This is a genomic window from Rhizomicrobium palustre (assembly GCF_011761565.1).
Lineage (GTDB): Bacteria > Pseudomonadota > Alphaproteobacteria > Micropepsales > Micropepsaceae > Rhizomicrobium > Rhizomicrobium palustre.
In genome coordinates, this window is record NZ_JAASRM010000001.1 from 4227395 (window position 1) to 4243194 (window position 15800).

At 61.7% G+C, this 15800-nt stretch carries 14 protein-coding genes; 7 read left to right on the top strand and 7 right to left on the bottom strand.

Annotated features, from left to right (window positions below):
* The first annotated feature begins 6 nt into the window (after positions 1-6).
* From FHS83_RS19070 to FHS83_RS19100, 7 genes are all read left to right on the top strand, one after another.
* Positions 7-732 carry a nucleotidyltransferase family protein gene (locus tag FHS83_RS19070; RefSeq protein WP_208414967.1) on the top strand — a complete coding sequence of 242 codons (726 nt, stop codon included), beginning with the start codon at positions 7-9 and terminating at the stop codon, positions 730-732.
* Entirely contained in the window at positions 716-3658 is a 2943-nt protein-coding gene (addB, locus tag FHS83_RS19075) for a double-strand break repair protein AddB (protein ID WP_167085093.1), read from the top strand. The genes FHS83_RS19070 and addB overlap by 17 nt, the downstream gene beginning before the upstream one ends.
* Positions 3655-7011, top strand: coding sequence for a double-strand break repair helicase AddA (addA, locus tag FHS83_RS19080; protein ID WP_167085095.1), 3357 nt, complete (start codon positions 3655-3657; stop codon positions 7009-7011). Before addB ends, addA begins: the two co-directional genes overlap by 4 nt.
* A 29-nt stretch (positions 7012-7040) precedes the next feature.
* Positions 7041-7364 (top strand): thioredoxin TrxA, encoded by a 324-nt coding sequence (trxA, locus tag FHS83_RS19085; RefSeq protein WP_167085097.1) that lies wholly within the window; start codon positions 7041-7043, stop codon positions 7362-7364.
* Positions 7365-7447: 83 nt separating this feature from the next.
* Positions 7448-8008, top strand: a complete 561-nt coding sequence (locus tag FHS83_RS19090) for a hypothetical protein (RefSeq protein WP_167085100.1) — start codon at positions 7448-7450, stop codon at positions 8006-8008.
* A 117-nt stretch (positions 8009-8125) separates the two neighbouring features.
* A complete protein-coding gene (locus tag FHS83_RS19095) occupies positions 8126-8686 on the top strand; it encodes a GIN domain-containing protein (protein ID WP_167085102.1) in 561 nt (186 codons plus the stop codon).
* An 11-nt stretch (positions 8687-8697) separates the two neighbouring features.
* Positions 8698-9258, top strand: coding sequence for a GIN domain-containing protein (locus FHS83_RS19100; RefSeq protein ID WP_167085104.1), 561 nt, complete (start codon positions 8698-8700; stop codon positions 9256-9258).
* Positions 9259-9313: 55 nt separating this feature from the next.
* Here the strand turns inward: FHS83_RS19100 and FHS83_RS19105 are convergent, their stop codons facing one another.
* From FHS83_RS19105 to pyrF, 7 genes are all read right to left on the bottom strand, one after another.
* Entirely contained in the window at positions 9314-9862 is a 549-nt protein-coding gene (locus FHS83_RS19105) for a DUF805 domain-containing protein (protein WP_167085106.1), read from the bottom strand.
* An 82-nt stretch (positions 9863-9944) separates the two neighbouring features.
* Positions 9945-11246, bottom strand: coding sequence for a Mur ligase family protein (locus tag FHS83_RS19110; RefSeq protein WP_208414968.1), 1302 nt, complete (start codon positions 11244-11246; stop codon positions 9945-9947).
* Positions 11243-12169: an acetyl-CoA carboxylase, carboxyltransferase subunit beta gene (accD, locus tag FHS83_RS19115; RefSeq protein WP_167085108.1), complete on the bottom strand. Its 927-nt coding sequence runs from the start codon at positions 12167-12169 to the stop codon at positions 11243-11245. Before accD ends, FHS83_RS19110 begins: the two co-directional genes overlap by 4 nt.
* 20 nt (positions 12170-12189) lie before the next feature.
* Complete coding sequence (gene trpA, locus FHS83_RS19120; protein WP_167085110.1) at positions 12190-12987, bottom strand: tryptophan synthase subunit alpha; 798 nt, start codon at positions 12985-12987, stop codon at positions 12190-12192.
* Complete coding sequence (gene trpB, locus FHS83_RS19125; protein ID WP_167085112.1) at positions 12984-14195, bottom strand: tryptophan synthase subunit beta; 1212 nt, start codon at positions 14193-14195, stop codon at positions 12984-12986. The genes trpA and trpB overlap by 4 nt, the downstream gene beginning before the upstream one ends.
* Positions 14192-14857 (bottom strand): phosphoribosylanthranilate isomerase, encoded by a 666-nt coding sequence (locus FHS83_RS19130; RefSeq protein WP_167085114.1) that lies wholly within the window; start codon positions 14855-14857, stop codon positions 14192-14194. Before FHS83_RS19130 ends, trpB begins: the two co-directional genes overlap by 4 nt.
* Positions 14858-15013: 156 nt before the next feature.
* Positions 15014-15712 (bottom strand): orotidine-5'-phosphate decarboxylase, encoded by a 699-nt coding sequence (pyrF, locus tag FHS83_RS19135; RefSeq protein ID WP_167085116.1) that lies wholly within the window; start codon positions 15710-15712, stop codon positions 15014-15016.
* Between the last annotated feature and the right edge of the window lie 88 nt (positions 15713-15800).

Sequence of the window (15800 nt, forward strand, 5' to 3'; positions counted from 1 at the left end):
CTTGTGATGCGTTATCCTAAGCGCGCGATGATCATGGCGGCGGGTCTTGGCACCCGTATGCGTCCCCTGACGGAGACGCGGCCGAAGCCGCTGGTGCAGGTTCAAGGTAAGGCGCTGATCGATCATGCCATAGACCGGCTGAAAGATGCCGGCGTCACCACCTTCGTGGTCAATCTCTATTACAAGGGCGAGATGATCCGCGAGCATCTTGCTGGCCGCAAGGATGTGGAAATTCTCTACTCGGACGAAAGCGACGGGCTCTTGGGCACGGGCGGCGGCGTCTTGAAGGCGATGCAGCTTCTCGGCGATGAGCCCTTCTATGTCCACAACTCGGATTCCATCTGGGTCGAAGGCTATGGCAAGGCCCTGGAGCAGATGAAGGTGCAGTGGGATGCAGAGCGCATGGACGCCCTTCTCCTGATGGTGCCGCTGCTGAACTCCATCGGCTATGAAGGCCGTGGCGATTTCATGATGGATGGCGTCGGCCATCTTTCGCGCGTGCCGCCGGGACGTGTCTCACCTTTCGCTTATCCTGGCGTGCAGATCGTGCATCCCCGCCTGTTCGACAATCCGCCCGAAGGCGTGTTCTCGACCAATATCTTGTGGGATCGCTCCATCGAGAAAGAGCGTCTGTTCGGCGTCCGCATGGACGGCGTTTGGATTCATGTGGGCACGCCGCAAGCTGTGGCCGATGCCGAAGAATTTTTGAACGATCTTGCCCCAGCCGCCTGAACACCCACGCGCAAACGTCTTCACCATTCCGGCGAGTGCTGCCTTTTCCGAAGCGCTCGCCAAGGGGCTGGCCGAAAGGCTAAAGCCCGCAGCGGACAATCCCCTCGCGCTTGCTGATGTCACCATCTATTTGCCGACACAGCGCGCGGCGCGCAGCTTTCGGGAGATTTTCGCACGCCTCTGCGGCGGGGCAACGCTGCTGCCCGAGTTCCGCCCATTAGGCGAAGTCGACGAGGACGAGCTTTTATTCGCGACGGATAGCGAGGTATTGGATCTGCCGCCGCGCATTGCCCCTTTGCGCCAACGCTTGCTCCTCGCCACGCTGATCCGGCGCTGGAGCCATGCGCGCGATGGCGGCACCATGACCTTCGGCCAAGCGGTGGCGTTGTCGAAAAGCCTTGCCGGGGTGATGGACGAAGTCGAAACCCAAGGCGCCGATCTTGCCAAGCTGAAAGACCTTGCACCCGCCAATCTCGCCGAGCATTGGGCGGAGGTGCGGGAGTTTTTATCGCTGATCGACACCGCCTGGCCGGGATTGTTGGAAGCGGAAGGCGCAATCAATCCCGCCGCCCATCGCGATATGTCGATACGGGCGCTGGCGGCACGGCTGGAAAACCATCCCCCTGAGCGTTTCATTCTGGCGGCGGGTTCCACGGGCTCCATTCCCGCGACGGCGGAGCTTTTGCGCGTGATCGCGCATCTGCCGAAAGGCGCAGTGGTGTTGCCGGGGCTCGACCGCGAACTCGATGCCGAAAGCTGGGAGCGTTTGGAGCCCGGCCATCCTCAATATGGCATGAAGCAGCTCCTCACCCATATGGGGGTGCGGCGCGATCAGGTCGGCGATTGGATTGGCGATTGGATTACTGTGCGCGCGAATGCTGAACGCGAGCGGCTGCTGCGCGAAGTGCTGCGCCCTGCCCCGACCACCGATGCCTGGCGGGCGCTGGCCGAAAGCTTGAATCCGCCCAAATGCGAAGGCCTGTCGCTGTTCGAAGCCGCCGATCCCGGCGAAGAAGCCGAGGTGATCGCGCTGATGCTGCGCGAAGCCTTGGAGAGCAAGGACAAAACCGCGGCGCTGATCAGCCGTGATCGCGGCCTCGCAAGGCGGGTAACGGCGGCGCTGAAGCGCTGGGATATCGAGATCGACGATTCCGCGGGGCGGCCCCTCTCGCGCATGGCGGCGGGATCGTTTTTGCTGCTGCTGGCCGAAGCGGCCGATGAAGAGTTTTCTCCGGTGCCTTTGTTGGCACTGCTGAAGCATCCGCTCTGCACCATGGGCGATGAAGCCGGCGCCTTGCGCGAGATGGCGCGGCGGCTAGATAAGGCGCTGCGAGGGCCCCGGCCGGATGCAGGTCTTTCCGGCATTGCCAAGGCGCTGACGGAGAAATCCGAGAGCCTGCAAATCTGGTTTGCGAAACTGCGCGAGGTTCTGGCGCCGCTCGAAACCGTGCTGGCAAAACCGGAAGCCGAGCTTTCCGATATTCTGAATGCTCATATCGAAGCCGCCGATACGCTGGCGCCGGAAATTTGGGCAGGCACCGATGGTGTGGCGGCCTCGCGCTTTTTGACTGACCTTGCCTCCGCGGCCGCGAATTTGCCGGTAGTGGAAACCGGCTCCTATGCGCCGATGCTCCGTAGCCTGATGGATGAGGTGCCAGTGCGCCCTTCTTACGGCAAGCATCCGCGCCTCTTTATTCTCGGCCCCTTGGAAGCGCGTTTACAAAGCTTCGACCTTGTTATCCTGGGCGGGCTCAATGAAGGGGTGTGGCCGCAAGGCCCTGCCGATGATCCCTGGTTCTCACGCCCCATGCGCGCCACGCTGGGGCTGGAGCAGCCTGAACGCGCCATCGGTCTTTCCGCGCATGACTTTGCCGGACTTTCCGCCGCGCCACGCGTGGTGCTGACCCGTTCGGTAAAATCGGAAGGCACACCGATGGTGGCCTCGCGCTGGCTGCAACGCCTGACCCAGCTGACGCGCGGGCTGGGCATTGAAGGCGATCTCGCGCTCGACCCGAAATATCGCAGCTTTGCGACGGCGCTGAATGATCCCGGCTTGCCCGCGCCGGAACGCCCGCCCTATCCCAAACCGCCAGTGAAAGCACGGCCTCGCGAGATGAGCGTGACCGATGTGGAAAAATGGGTGCGCGACCCTTACGCCATCTATGCCAAGCGCGTGCTGGGGCTGAAAAAGCTTGATGCGCTGGATGCGGAGCTCGGGCCCCGCGAACGTGGGACGGCACTGCATGAAATCCTGGAACGCTTCATCGGCGAGCACCCCACTTTGCCGGTGAATGCGGAAGACGTGCTGGCGAAGATCACACAAGAGGTGCTGACCTCGCTGAAGCTGCCGCAAGCGACCCTCGCCTTGTGGCGTCCGCGTTTCCTGCGCGCCGCCGAATGGTTCCTGGGCGAAGAGCGCAAGCGCCGTGCAGAGATCGCTGAAAGCTATGTCGAGAAATATGGTGAGATCACATTCGATGCGCCGGGCGGGGATTTCACCCTGAAAGGCATCGCCGACCGCATCGACCGCTTGAACGATGGCAGCGCGGTGATTCTGGATTACAAGACCGGCGAACCGCCGAGCGGCAAACAGGTAAAGACGCATCTTTCGCCGCAAATGCCCCTGGAAGCAGCGATGCTGCGCGAAGGCGGCTTCAAGGATGTGCCCGCGATGACCGCGAGCGATCTCATTTATGTGCAGATCAGCGGCGCGGCCAAGGCGGGCGAATTCAAATCTGTCGGTGGCGATGCGGAACAATTGGCAGCCGAAGCACTGGAAAAGCTGAAAGGCCGCGTGCGCCTGTTCGATGATGAGAACATTGGGTATGCCGCGCGGGTGGCGCCGGTGCGCAAGGATGCGGACGGCGATTACGATCATCTGGCGCGGGTCAAGGAATGGTCGTCCAGCGGATGGGGCGAGGAATGAAGGCCGCTGAGCCCAACCTCTCCGCCTGGGTGGCCGCCAATGCCGGCGCGGGCAAGACCTATACCCTCGCGGCGCGCGTGACCCGGCTGCTGCTCGCAGGCGCGGCGCCGGAACGCATTCTGTGCCTCACCTATACCAAGGCGGCGGCGGCGGAGATGTTCGATCGGCTCTTCAAGCAGCTCGGCGAATGGTCGATGCTGTCGGATAGCGCGCTTGCCGAACGCATCGAGAAGATCGGTGCCGATCCGGGCAGCAAAGAAGATTTGCGTGCGGCGCGGCGGCTTTTCGCCAAAGCCTTGGAGACACCGGGCGGGCTGAAAATCCAGACCATCCATTCCTTCTGCCAATATGTGCTGTCGCGCTTTCCTTTGGAGGCCGGTGTACCCGCCTCCTTCAAGGTACTGGATGACCGCTCGGCGAGTGAATTGCTGGCGACGGCGCGGGCGCGGGTGTTCGAACGCGCGGCGCGTGATGCCGAGCTCAATGAGGCAGTCGTCTATTTGGCGACGCGGCTGTCGGATGCCAAGCTGCAGCAGATTTTGGACAGCGCGCTGACCGGTGACCGCGGCAAGCTCGATGCGTTTTTCGAGAAAGTGGGCAGCGAAAATTGGACGGCGCTGGTCCGCAAGGCCCATGGCGCAAGCGAGGACGACACGCCGGAAAGCCTTGCCAAGGAGTTCTGTGCCGGGCTGAAACGCGAAGAAGACAAGCTGAAAGCCGCCATCGCCTGGCTTTCAAGCGGCAGCAAGACCGATGGCGAACGCGGCGCGGCGCTGGCGGCCGCGAAAGAGCTGCTTGGCGAGATGGAGCAGTTCGATGGCATCTGCGCTGTGGTGCTGACCAAAGACGGCACGCTAAGGAAAGCTCTCGCCACCAAGAAGCTGATCGAAGCGCGGCCTGACCTTGCCGCCTGGCTGGGCACGCTGGGCGAAACCGTGCTCTCGACGCTGGAACGCCTCAACGCGGCCAAAGCTGCGATGCTGGCCGATGCGGCGCTGAAGATCATTTTCGAGGTGCGCGATGTCTATGCCGCCGAAAAGCGGGCGCGCAATTTCCTCGATTACGACGACCTCATCGTGCGCACCCATCGCCTGCTCAATCAGCATGGCGCGGCCTGGGTGCTTTATAAGCTCGACGAAGGTATCGACCATATCCTGATCGATGAGGCGCAGGATACTTCGGGCCTGCAATGGGACATCATCCAGAAGCTGACGGAAGAATTCTTCGCGGGTGAAGGCGTGGCGCGCGCACCGCGCACCCTTTTCGCTGTAGGCGACGAGAAGCAATCCATTTTCTCGTTTCAGGGCGCAGACCCCAGGCAGTTCGAGCGGCGGCGGGCGTTTTTTGCCAAGCGGGCGGAAGAAGGCCAGCGCGAATTCCTCTATCAGCCTTTGCAAGATTCCTGGCGCTCGGCACCGCAGATCTTGTCTTTCGTGGACCAGACCTTTGCCAGCGCGGAAGCGCGCGACGGGCTCACCTCTTCCGATACGCCGATCAAGCATAATCCGCTGAAGGATTTGAAAGGCTGCGTCGAGTTCTGGCCGCCGATTTCCGCAAGCGATGGCGCCGATCTCGATCCTTGGGATTTGCGCCCCGTGGATATGCAGCAAGAGTCGAGCCCGGTGGTGCAGCTTGCCGAGCAGATCGCAGGGCGCATAAGGCAGTGGCTGGACGATGGCGCGGCCCTGCCCGGCCATGACAAACCCATCTCGCCCGGCGATATCATGATCCTGTTGCCCAGGCGCGAGCCATTCGGCAGCGAGATCATCAAGCGGCTGAAAGAACATGGCGTACCGGTGGCGGGCGCCGACCGCATCGTGCTCACCGAACAGATCGCGGTGATGGATTTGATCGCCTATGGCCGCTTCGCGCTGTTGCCGGAAGACGATTTGAATTTGGCCGCGCTGTTGCGCTCGCCGCTGATCGGGATTTCCGAAAGCGAATTGTTTGAGCTAGCGCATGGGCGCAAAGGCACGTTGTGGGAGGCGCTTTCCGCCCGCAAAACCGATTTCCCGGAAGCCTATCAGCTTTTGTCGGACGCCCGCGCACGCGCCGATTATGCCCCGCCTTATGAATATTATGCCCATGCGCTGCTCGATGGCCGCCGCAAGCTTTTGAACCGGCTGGGGGTGGAAGCGCGCGACGCCATCGATGAATTCCTTTCGCTGGCGCTGCAATATGAAATGGCGGCAACGCCGAGCCTGGAAGGCTTCCTGCATTGGATGGAAACCGGCACCGAAGCGGTCAAGCGCGATATGGAGCGCGGGCGCGACGAGGTGCGGGTGATGACGGTGCATGGCGCCAAGGGGCTGGAAGCCGATATCGTCATCCTGCCCGACACCACCCGCCTGCCGACGGATTCGCCGGATCGCGGCAATCTTCTCTACACGGATGACGGCGTGCTCTTCCCGGTGCCCAAGGATGTGGCGCCCGCCCCGGTGCTCGCCGCCAAGGATGCGATCGTAGAGGCCGCGCTTAAAGAATACCGCCGCCTTCTGTATGTGGCGCTGACCCGCGCCCGCGAGCGGCTGATCGTCTGCGGTTTCGAGAACAAGAAAGGCACCAAGCCTGGCTCCTGGCATGATCTTGCTGGCCGCGCGGCAGAAGCCCTGGGCGTCGCCCGCGAAGACGGCGTGAAGATTTTTGGCGAATCCGCGCTGGTAAGCCTCGGCAAACAGGCCAAGGCCGCGCCCGATATCGTCACCCTGCCCGATTGGGCGCGCACATCCGCGAACGCCGAGCAGCCCGCGCCCTGGCTGATCCGCCCCTCGCAAGCCGCAGGCATGGACGAACCCGCCAGCCCCTCGCCGCTCGGGGCAGTATCCGGGGTGAAGCGCGGGCAACTGGTGCATACGCTTCTGGCGCGGCTGCCCGACATGCCGGAAGAACTGCGGCGGCAGGTAGCGCTGCAATTTCTCAGCGCGCGCGGTGTGGAAAATCCGGAACCCCTGGTGGCGCAAGTCCTAGCTGTGCTTGATAACCATATTTTTGGAATGGCTTTTGCGCCGGGCAGCCGGGCGGAAGTCTCGCTCGTCGCCGATTTGCCCGAGATTGGCCCCACAGCGCGGGTGCATGGCCGAGTCGACCGGCTGGCGGTCACCGGCGACGAAGTGCTCATCGTTGATTTCAAAACCGGTCGCCCGCTTGCCCAGGAACAAGACGTGCCGCGGCTTTATGCAACCCAGATGGCCCTCTATCGGGCCGCTGCAATGCGGATTTTCCCTGGAAAACGCATTTCCTGCTCGCTGGTCTGGACCGAGGGGCCGCTGCTTTTGCCACTCTCGCCCGGCTTCCTGGACGAAGAAACCGCCCGCATCCGTTCGCGCCTTGACCAAGAGGGGGGCGCTACCTAGATATAGCGGGCTGCTTCCGAGGATTTGCTATGTCTTCTCCTATCAAGGTGACCGACACCTCTTTTCAGACCGATGTCCTGAACGCCAATAAGCCGGTTCTGGTGGATTTCTGGGCGGAATGGTGCGGGCCTTGCCGGATGATCGCCCCTGCCCTGGACGAGCTGAGCGCCGAGCTGGGCGAAAAGATCACCGTCGCCAAGATCAACATCGATGAGAACCCCAACACGCCCCAGAAATATGGCGTGCGCGGCATCCCCACTATGATGATCTTCTCCCAGGGCCAGGTGGCCGCCACCAAAGTTGGCGCCCTGCCCAAGTCCAAGATCAAGGAATGGATCGAAGGCTCGATCTAGTTTTCCTTTCGAGATTATAGCGCAAGCGCCTCCTTCGTGGGGCGCTTTCGTGTTTTGGAGGGAATCCCGCTAAGCTTGGTGGCATGAGCCTTCCTCTTGTCCCCGGCCGGGAATGCGGGCCGTGCAATGTCTGTTGCACGCAGCCAGCCATCATCGACCCCGAGCTGAAAAAAGCGCCGGGCGTGTTGTGCAGCCATTGGGCGGCGGGCACCGGCTGCACCATTTACGAGGCCCGCTCGAAATCCTGCCGCGGTCACTTCTGCGCCTGGCGGCAGCTTCCCCAATTCGATGAGAGCTGGCGGCCCGACCATTCAAACATCTATGTCGAGATGAAGAGCGATCCGCCTGAGCACTATCGCCACGTCCTGCCGGATGCCGATTTCGGCTTCAAATTCACGCTTCTGGGCGATGTCGCGCCGGAGCGGATGAGCCAATTGATAGTAACTAGCGCCGCACTGATCCAAAACGACGTGCCGGTGATCCTGGCGCTGGCCGCCCCGCCCGGCCATCTCGGCTGCCATATCCTGCTTAATCCGGCACTGAAACCCCACGCGGAGCCTTGCGGAAAAGCTTTCACCGATGGCTTTACCAAGGCCATCATGGCGCTGTTCCAAATGCCGCCGGAAAAAATGGAGATGGACTAGCCCCTTTGTAGCGAGACCCAAGCTTCCGTCATGGTGCATGCCGCAAAGCGCTATGGGTCTAAACTAGTGCGGGAGTGCTAGAAAAAGCCTTTGATCAATACCTCAAGGAGCCTTCGCATGATCCGTTTCGCTGCGCTTGCTGCCACTGCCGTTCTGTTTACCAGCCCGGGCCTTGCCGCGACCGAGCTGAACCTGCCACCTTTTTCGGGCATCAATGTGCATGGCGGGGGCGAGGTGAAGCTGGTTTATGGGCCGCAGCAGCGCGTCACCGTGATCAAATCCGATCCCAAAACGGCGGAGATTACGGTCGTTGGCAACACGCTCAACCTGTCGCCCTGTACTGGCATGTGCTGGGGCCGCCATGATCTGGTGGTGGAAGTCACGACGCCACGTCTCGAAACGCTGAGCGTGCATGGCGGTGGCACGCTGACCACGCAGGGTGAATTCCCCAAGCAGCAACGCCTTCGCATTGACGTTCATGGCGGCGGCGAAGCCGATTTGCGCGGTATGCCGGTGGACGATATCTCTGCCGATGTGCATGGCGGTGGCGAATTACACGTCAAACCCATTCATGCGCTGAATGCCGAAGTGCATGGCGGTGGCGAAGTCACCTATGTCGGCCATCCCGCCATCCTCAATTCCCGCACCCATGGTGGCGGTTCCGTTAGCGGCGAATGAGGAGAATAGCCATGACACGCATCGCATCTTTGCTCGCTTCAGCCGCGCTTCTGACAGGCGCGAGCTTTGCCGGAACCGACCTCACCCTGCCCGCTTTCTCCGCCCTCAATATGCATGCGGGCGCACATGCCAAAGTGCATTACGGACCGCAGCAGAAAGTCACCGTGATCCGCGGCGATATGAAAGTGGCGCGCGTGGAAGTACGCGGCAATGTGCTGGACGCTTCAGCCTGCACGGGCTTCTGCCTTGGCCCCCATGAATTGGAGCTGGATATTGTCACGCCGCATCTCGATGCCATCACCGCCCATAGCGGCGGCGGGGTATCTGTGGATGGCGCCTATCCCAAGCAGAACCGGCTTGATGTCACGGCCCATAGCGGCGGCTCGGTGGAAGCGACTGCCATCGCCGCAGATTCGGTGGACGTGACCGCGCATTCCGGCGGCTCGGCGCATGTCAAAGCCCTGACGCAGCTAAAAGCACATGCCCATAGCGGCGGCTCCGTCCGCTATGAGGGCCATCCCGCTCAGATCGAGAACAACACAAATAGTGGCGGATCGGTGAGCGGCAACTAGCTGGAAGCCATGAACATCAAAAAGCCCCGCGGGTGATCCGGCGGGGCTTTTCTTTTTATGCTTTCTCCAGCGGATCGGGACCGTAATCGTTTTCGCCTTTGGTGCCGCGCAGGCAGTAAAGATCGATGAATATCCAAATATCGAGCGCAAACACGGCAAGGCTTGTACCCAGAACAGCCCAGGTCACAGCCGGAATTTTCGGCTCGGCGTAAATCCAGCTTCTGACAATTGGGCATTGCTGGGCCATCGAAACGACCAGAGGTGCGCCCCAATAGAGCAGCAGCCACCAAGCGCTCTTCGCGCGGTCATGCAAGCGTTTCACCATGACCGCAAGCGAGGCCCAGGTCAGCAGGACGAAAATCACCACAATGGCGGCAAGGCTGCCCCAAGCAAGGGGCGTGTCGAGATGCGGCCAAGGCAGCGCCAACCAATCGACATCACGCCGCACCGCAGTTTGTGCGGTGAACGCATCCCAAAAGCCGGTCCACTTGAAACCTTTAGCGGCAATGACGAAAGTAATGGCCTCCACCACCAAACTGATGAGGATGAAAAGCCAAATCTTGGCGCGGTTAATGCGCCCGGAAAACCCGAACAGGTAGTGCATGGCAATCCCCCGATAGCCCCGCGTAAGTATGGCGCGAATCCCAGGAGGCGGCCAGCGCTATGATTTGAAGCTTTTCTAAAGCTCAGCCGTTTTCGGTCAGGACATGGCCGGCGAGATAGAGCGAGCCGCAAATGAGAATACGTGCAGCTTCCTCTTCATCCATCCGCGACATGGCTGCAACCTGCAGCATGGCGTCTTCGACATCCTCGGCAGGCGAGGCTTCCAGACCGGCGGCGCGCACGCGGTCATAAAGCGCCCCGGCGCCAAGGCTGCCCGGCTCGCCCGGAATGGCGATGGTCACGACATGGCGCACCAGGCCGCGGAAATTGGCGAAATAGCCCGTGGCATCCTTATTCGCGAGCATGCCGGAAATGAGATAGAGCGGCTTGTCGGCCCGATCCTCAAGATCAGCCAACGCACGCGCTACCGCCGCCCCGCCATGGGGATTATGCCCGCCATCGAGCCAGACTTCGGCGCCCTGCGGCGCAAATTCAACCAGTGGCCCATGGGTGAGACGCTGCATGCGCGCAGGCCATTCCACCGTCCGCAGCCCCTTCTCCACCGCCGCATCGCTGACCCAATCGGATTGGCGCAGCGCGGCAATCGCGGTCGCCGCATTCTCGATCTGATGACGGCCAAAGAGCTTGGGCATGGGAAGATCGAGCAGCCCACCCATGTCCTGATAGACCATCCGGCCATGTTCCTGATGGGCGAAGAAATCCTGTCCGAAAGCCACCACAGGTGCGCCTAAGGAATCCGCACGGCGCACAATGACATCACGCGGCAGGTCTTCCTGTGCCCCGATGATCACCGGCACGCCTTTCTTGATGATACCCGCCTTCTCCGCTGCGATACCGGCGATATCGTTGCCGAGGAATTCAGCGTGATCGAGGCCAATTGGTGTGATCACCGCGGCGCGCGGCTTCTCGATCACATTGGTGGCGTCATATTTGCCACCGAGACCGACCTCCAGGATCACCGCGTCGGCCTTATGGCGCGAAAAGGCGAGCATGGCCGCCGCCGTGGTGATCTCGAAAAAGGTGATGGGTTGCCCGCCATTCACCTCTTCGCACTCCTCCAGCAAAGCGGCGAGTTCGGATTCGGTGATGAGTTCGCCCGCCAGACGGATTCGCTCGTGAAAGCGCACCAGATGCGGCGAGGAATAGACATGCACTTTCAGACCTTGGGCTTCCAGCATCGCGCGCATGAAGGCGCAAGTGGAGCCCTTGCCGTTGGTGCCCGCGACATGGATCACGGGCGGCAGCTTTTTCTCCGGATGGCCGAGGGCCGCCAGAAGCCGCTGCACGCGATCCAGCACAAGATCGATCTTCTTGGGATGCAGCGCGAGCAGCCGCTCGAGAACGATGTCGCTGCCCGCTATCACGCCCCGGAAACCCGCGCTGCGCTGCCCGCGATCACCCGAGGGGCCAGCGGCAGGACGTTATGCGGCTTGTTCTTCTTCATCAGGAGATGGAGCACGCGCGAGAGCGTGGCGCGCATTTCCTGGCGATGCACCACCATATCCACCTGGCCATGGGCCATGAGATATTCGGCGCGCTGATAGCCTTCCGGCAATTGCTCGCGCACAGCATTGGCAGTGACGCGCTGGCCAGCAAAGCCGATGAGCGCACCAGGTTCCGCGATATGGATATCGCCCAGCATGGCATAGGAGGCCGAAACGCCGCCCGTGGTGGGATCGGTGAGGACCACGATATACGGCAGGTTGGCATCGCGCAGCATGTCCACCGCGATGGTCACGCGTGGCATCTGCATCAGCGAGAGCACGCCTTCCTGCATGCGTGCGCCGCCCGAAGCCACATAAAGGATATAGGGACGCCCCTCATCCACCGCTGCCTGCATCGAAAGGACCAGGGACTCGCCCACGCCCATGCCGAGCGAACCGCCCATAAAATCGAAATTCTGCACCGCCACCATCACCGGCAGGCTGTCCAGAAGACCGCGCGCGGCGGAGAGAGCATCAATGCGGCCGGTCTTAGAGCGGGCATCGCGCAGACGGTCGGCATAACGCTTCTCATCGCGGAAACGGAGCGGATCGGCAGCCACTTCCGGCGGGATCAGCTCTTCAAAGGTGCCGTTATCGAAGGTCTGAGCGAAACGCTCCGCCGCGCCGATGCGCATATGGTGGCCGCATTGCGGGCAGACAAACAGCGCCGCCGCCAGATCGCGATGGAAAATCATCTCGCCGCAAGCGGGACATTTCTTCCAAAGGTTATCGGGCGTGGAGGATTTGTCGCCACCGATCAGGCTTTTGATACGGGGACGAACGAAATTGGTGAGCCAGTTCATGGAGCCAATCCTATCACGTTTTAAGAGCGGGCGGTATGCACGGCATGGGCGAGTTCGGCGCAGTAGGACACCACATCCTCCAGCCCTGCTCCGCCTGCGATGCGGTCCACAATCGCCGAGCCGACCACCGCGGCATCCGCGAAAGTGGCAACAGCGCGCGCATTTTCCGGGGTTTTAATGCCAAAGCCGACCGCGCAAGGAAGATCGGTAGACGCTTTCAGGCGGGCGATGGCGGTTTTCACAGCGTCTTCAGCGAAACTCTTGGTGCCGGTGACGCCGGTGATCGAGACATAATAGAGAAAGCCGCCTGCGCCATTCAGAATGGTCTTGAGACGGGCGTCGTTACTGGTCGGCGTCGCGAGACGCACAATATCGACGCCATGCGAATTGGCAGGGAGACGCAGCACATCATCTTCTTCCGGCGGTAGATCGACGGTGATGAGGCCATCGACGCCTGCTTCCGCCGCATCTTTGGCAAAACGCGCGGTGCCGTATTTGTGGATGGGGTTGTAATAGCCCATCAGCACCAGCGGCGTTTTCTTGTTCGTCTTGCGGAAACCACGCACCAGCTCCAGCACCTTGGCGAGGCTCATGCCGGATTGCAGTGCGCGCAAGGAGGCGGCCTGAATGGCCGGGCCATCGGCCATGGGATCAGAGAACGGCACGCCGAGTTCGATCACATCGGCGCCCGCTTCCGGCAAACGCTCGAGCAGAGCAGCCGTCATGGCGCCATCACGGTCACCCGCGGTGATGAAAGGAATGAAGGCGGCGCGGTTTTCCGCACGCAGCTCCGCGAAACGGGCTTGAAGACGGCTCATAGATTTTCCCCCAGCACGTTCGCCACCGTGTTCGCATCCTTGTCGCCACGGCCCGAGAGGCAGGCAACGATGATCTTATCCTTCGGCATGGTCTTGGCGACGCGCATGACATGGGCGAGCGCATGCGAGGATTCCAGCGCCGGAATGATGCCTTCGAGCTTGGAGAGCGCGATGAAAGCGTCAATGGCTTCGTTATCGGTGGCCGAGAAATACTTCACCCGGCCAGTATCGCGCAGCCAGCTATGTTCGGGGCCAACGCCGGGATAATCGAGGCCGGCCGAAATGGAATGGGCCTCGATGATCTGGCCGTCGTCATCCTGCAGAAGATAGGAGCGCTGACCATGCAACACGCCGGGCACGCCCTTGGTGAGGGTGGCGGCGTGATGGGGCGTGTCGACGCCCTTGCCTGCCGCTTCGACGCCATGGATTTCGACATCGGCATCATCGAGGAAAGGATGGAACATGCCGATGGCATTGGAGCCGCCGCCGACGCAAGCCGTCACGAGATCGGGCAAGCGGCCCTCACGTTCCACCATCTGGCGGCGGGTTTCTTCGCCAATCACGGCCTGGAAATCGCGCACCATCCCCGGATAGGGATGCGGGCCCGCGGCGGTGCCAATCATGTAGAAAGTGTCGTCGACATTGGCGACCCAATCGCGCATCGCCTCGTTCATGGCGTCTTTCAGCGTTTTGGAGCCGCTGGAGACCGCGCGCACCTCGGCGCCCAAGAGCTTCATGCGGAAGACGTTCGGCTTTTGCCGCTCCACATCCACCGCGCCCATATAAACGATGCAGGGAAAGCCGAAGCGGGCCGAGACGGTTGCCGCTGCGACGCCATGCATGCCTGCGCCGGTTTCCGCGATGATGCGGGTCTTGCCCATACGCCGAGCAAGCAGGATCTGGCCCAGGCAGTTGTTCACCTTATGCGCGCCGGTGTGGTTGAGGTCCTCGCGCTTGAGATAGATTTTCGCGCCGCCGCAATGAGCGGTGAGACGCTCGGCGAAATAGAGCGCGCTTTCGCGGCCGACATAATGCTTCAGAAGCCCATTGAGTTCGGCATGAAAGGCAGGATCGGCTTTGGCCTCTTCATAGGCCTTTTCCAGATCGTGGATCAGCGGCATCAGGGTTTCGGACACAAAGCGCCCGCCATAAGCGCCGAAATGGCCGCTCTCATCAGGCCCGGTGCGGTAAGAATTGGGCGTCGTCACGAGCGCGCCTCCTCAAGATCAAGTTTAGGGTTGCGAGCAGCGGAAAGAAATTCTGCGATCAGATGAGTGTCTTTCACCCCTGGCGCAGTCTCCACCCCCGATGAGACATCAACGCCGGGGGCGCCGGAAAGGATCACGGCCCGGCCGACATTTGCAGGCGACAAACCGCCCGCCAGAAGCCAAGGGCGCGGGAAAGCGCGGCCCTTCAGAAGCTGCCAATCGAAAGCGACGCCATGCCCGCCGGGACGAAGCCCTTCAGGCGCTTTGGCATCGAAGAGGAAGAGATCAGCGATATCGGTGAAGGCGGCGACCGGCGCGAAATCGGCGGCGCTCGCAATCGGGAAGGCCTTGATCAGCTGCACGCCGAAACGGGATTTGAGGGCAGCGGCGCGTTCGGGTGTTTCGCGACCATGGAGCTGAAGGAAATCCGGGCGAACAGCGGCGAGCGCGCCCGCGATCATTTCGTCATCGGCATCGGCGATAAGCGTGACGAGCTGCACCCGCCCACGCAAATGGTCGGCGAGGGAACGGGCCGCTTCGAAGGAGAGATGGCGCGGGGATTTGGGATGGAAGACCAGCCCAACCATATCGGCACCCGCGCGCACCGCCGCATCGGCAGAGTCGCTGGCGTTAACGCCGCATATTTTCACCAGAAGCGCCATAAGGCGCCGCTTATCGCCGTCAGGGCAGCGGAAATCAAGCGAGGGGGCGGTTTGTTGTTAAATAATTGAGCTAAAAAGCCTTTCACCAAAGGAGCTGGGTCATCACCCTGCCCCCCAGGCCCGAGAAAGTGAGGTTCTGAACCTCAATTTTCAGGCTTAAAGCCCCAACTCCTCCATGATCGCCTGGGCTGCGGCGGCGGGGTCCGCAGCGCCCGTGATCGGGCGACCGATAACCAGGATGTCAGCGCCGGCAGCGCGGGCTTCAGCGGGCGTCATCACCCGCTTCTGGTCGCCAATCGCGGCACCTGCCGGACGGATGCCCGGCACGATGGTGAGGAAATCCGGCCCCGCCACCTCGCGCACCATGGCAAGTTCATGGGCGCTGCACACCACACCATCAAGGCCGCTCTTTTTGACGAGGGCGGCGAGACGCGCCACCTGCGCCTTGGCCGGGCCTTTCTGGCCGGTGGCGTCTAGCGCTGCTTCGTCCATCGAGGTCAGCACCGTAACGGCGATCAGTTTGGGGCGCGGATTGAAGGGGGCGATAGCCTCTACCGCGGCGCGCATCATCGCCTCACCACCCGAAGCGTGGACGTTGAAGATCGACACGCCGAGACCGGCGATCGCTTTGGCCGCGCCCGCGACCGTGTTCGGAATGTCGTGGAATTTCACGTCGGCGAAAACCGGCAGGCCGAGACCCGACATCGCCTTCACCCCATCAGGGCCGAGCGCCGAGATGAATTCGAGCCCCACCTTCAAACCACCGACATAGGGCTTCACGCTTTCCGCGAGCTCCAAAGCGCGGGGCAGATCGGGCGTATCGAGCGCGACGAAAACAGGATTTGGAAAGCGCATCAAACACCTCTGGCGAGTCGCTGAGAAATCGGATGAGCTTTACGGGTTTTGGTCGCGAAAATCGAGCCTTACGAGTCGCATTTCGGGG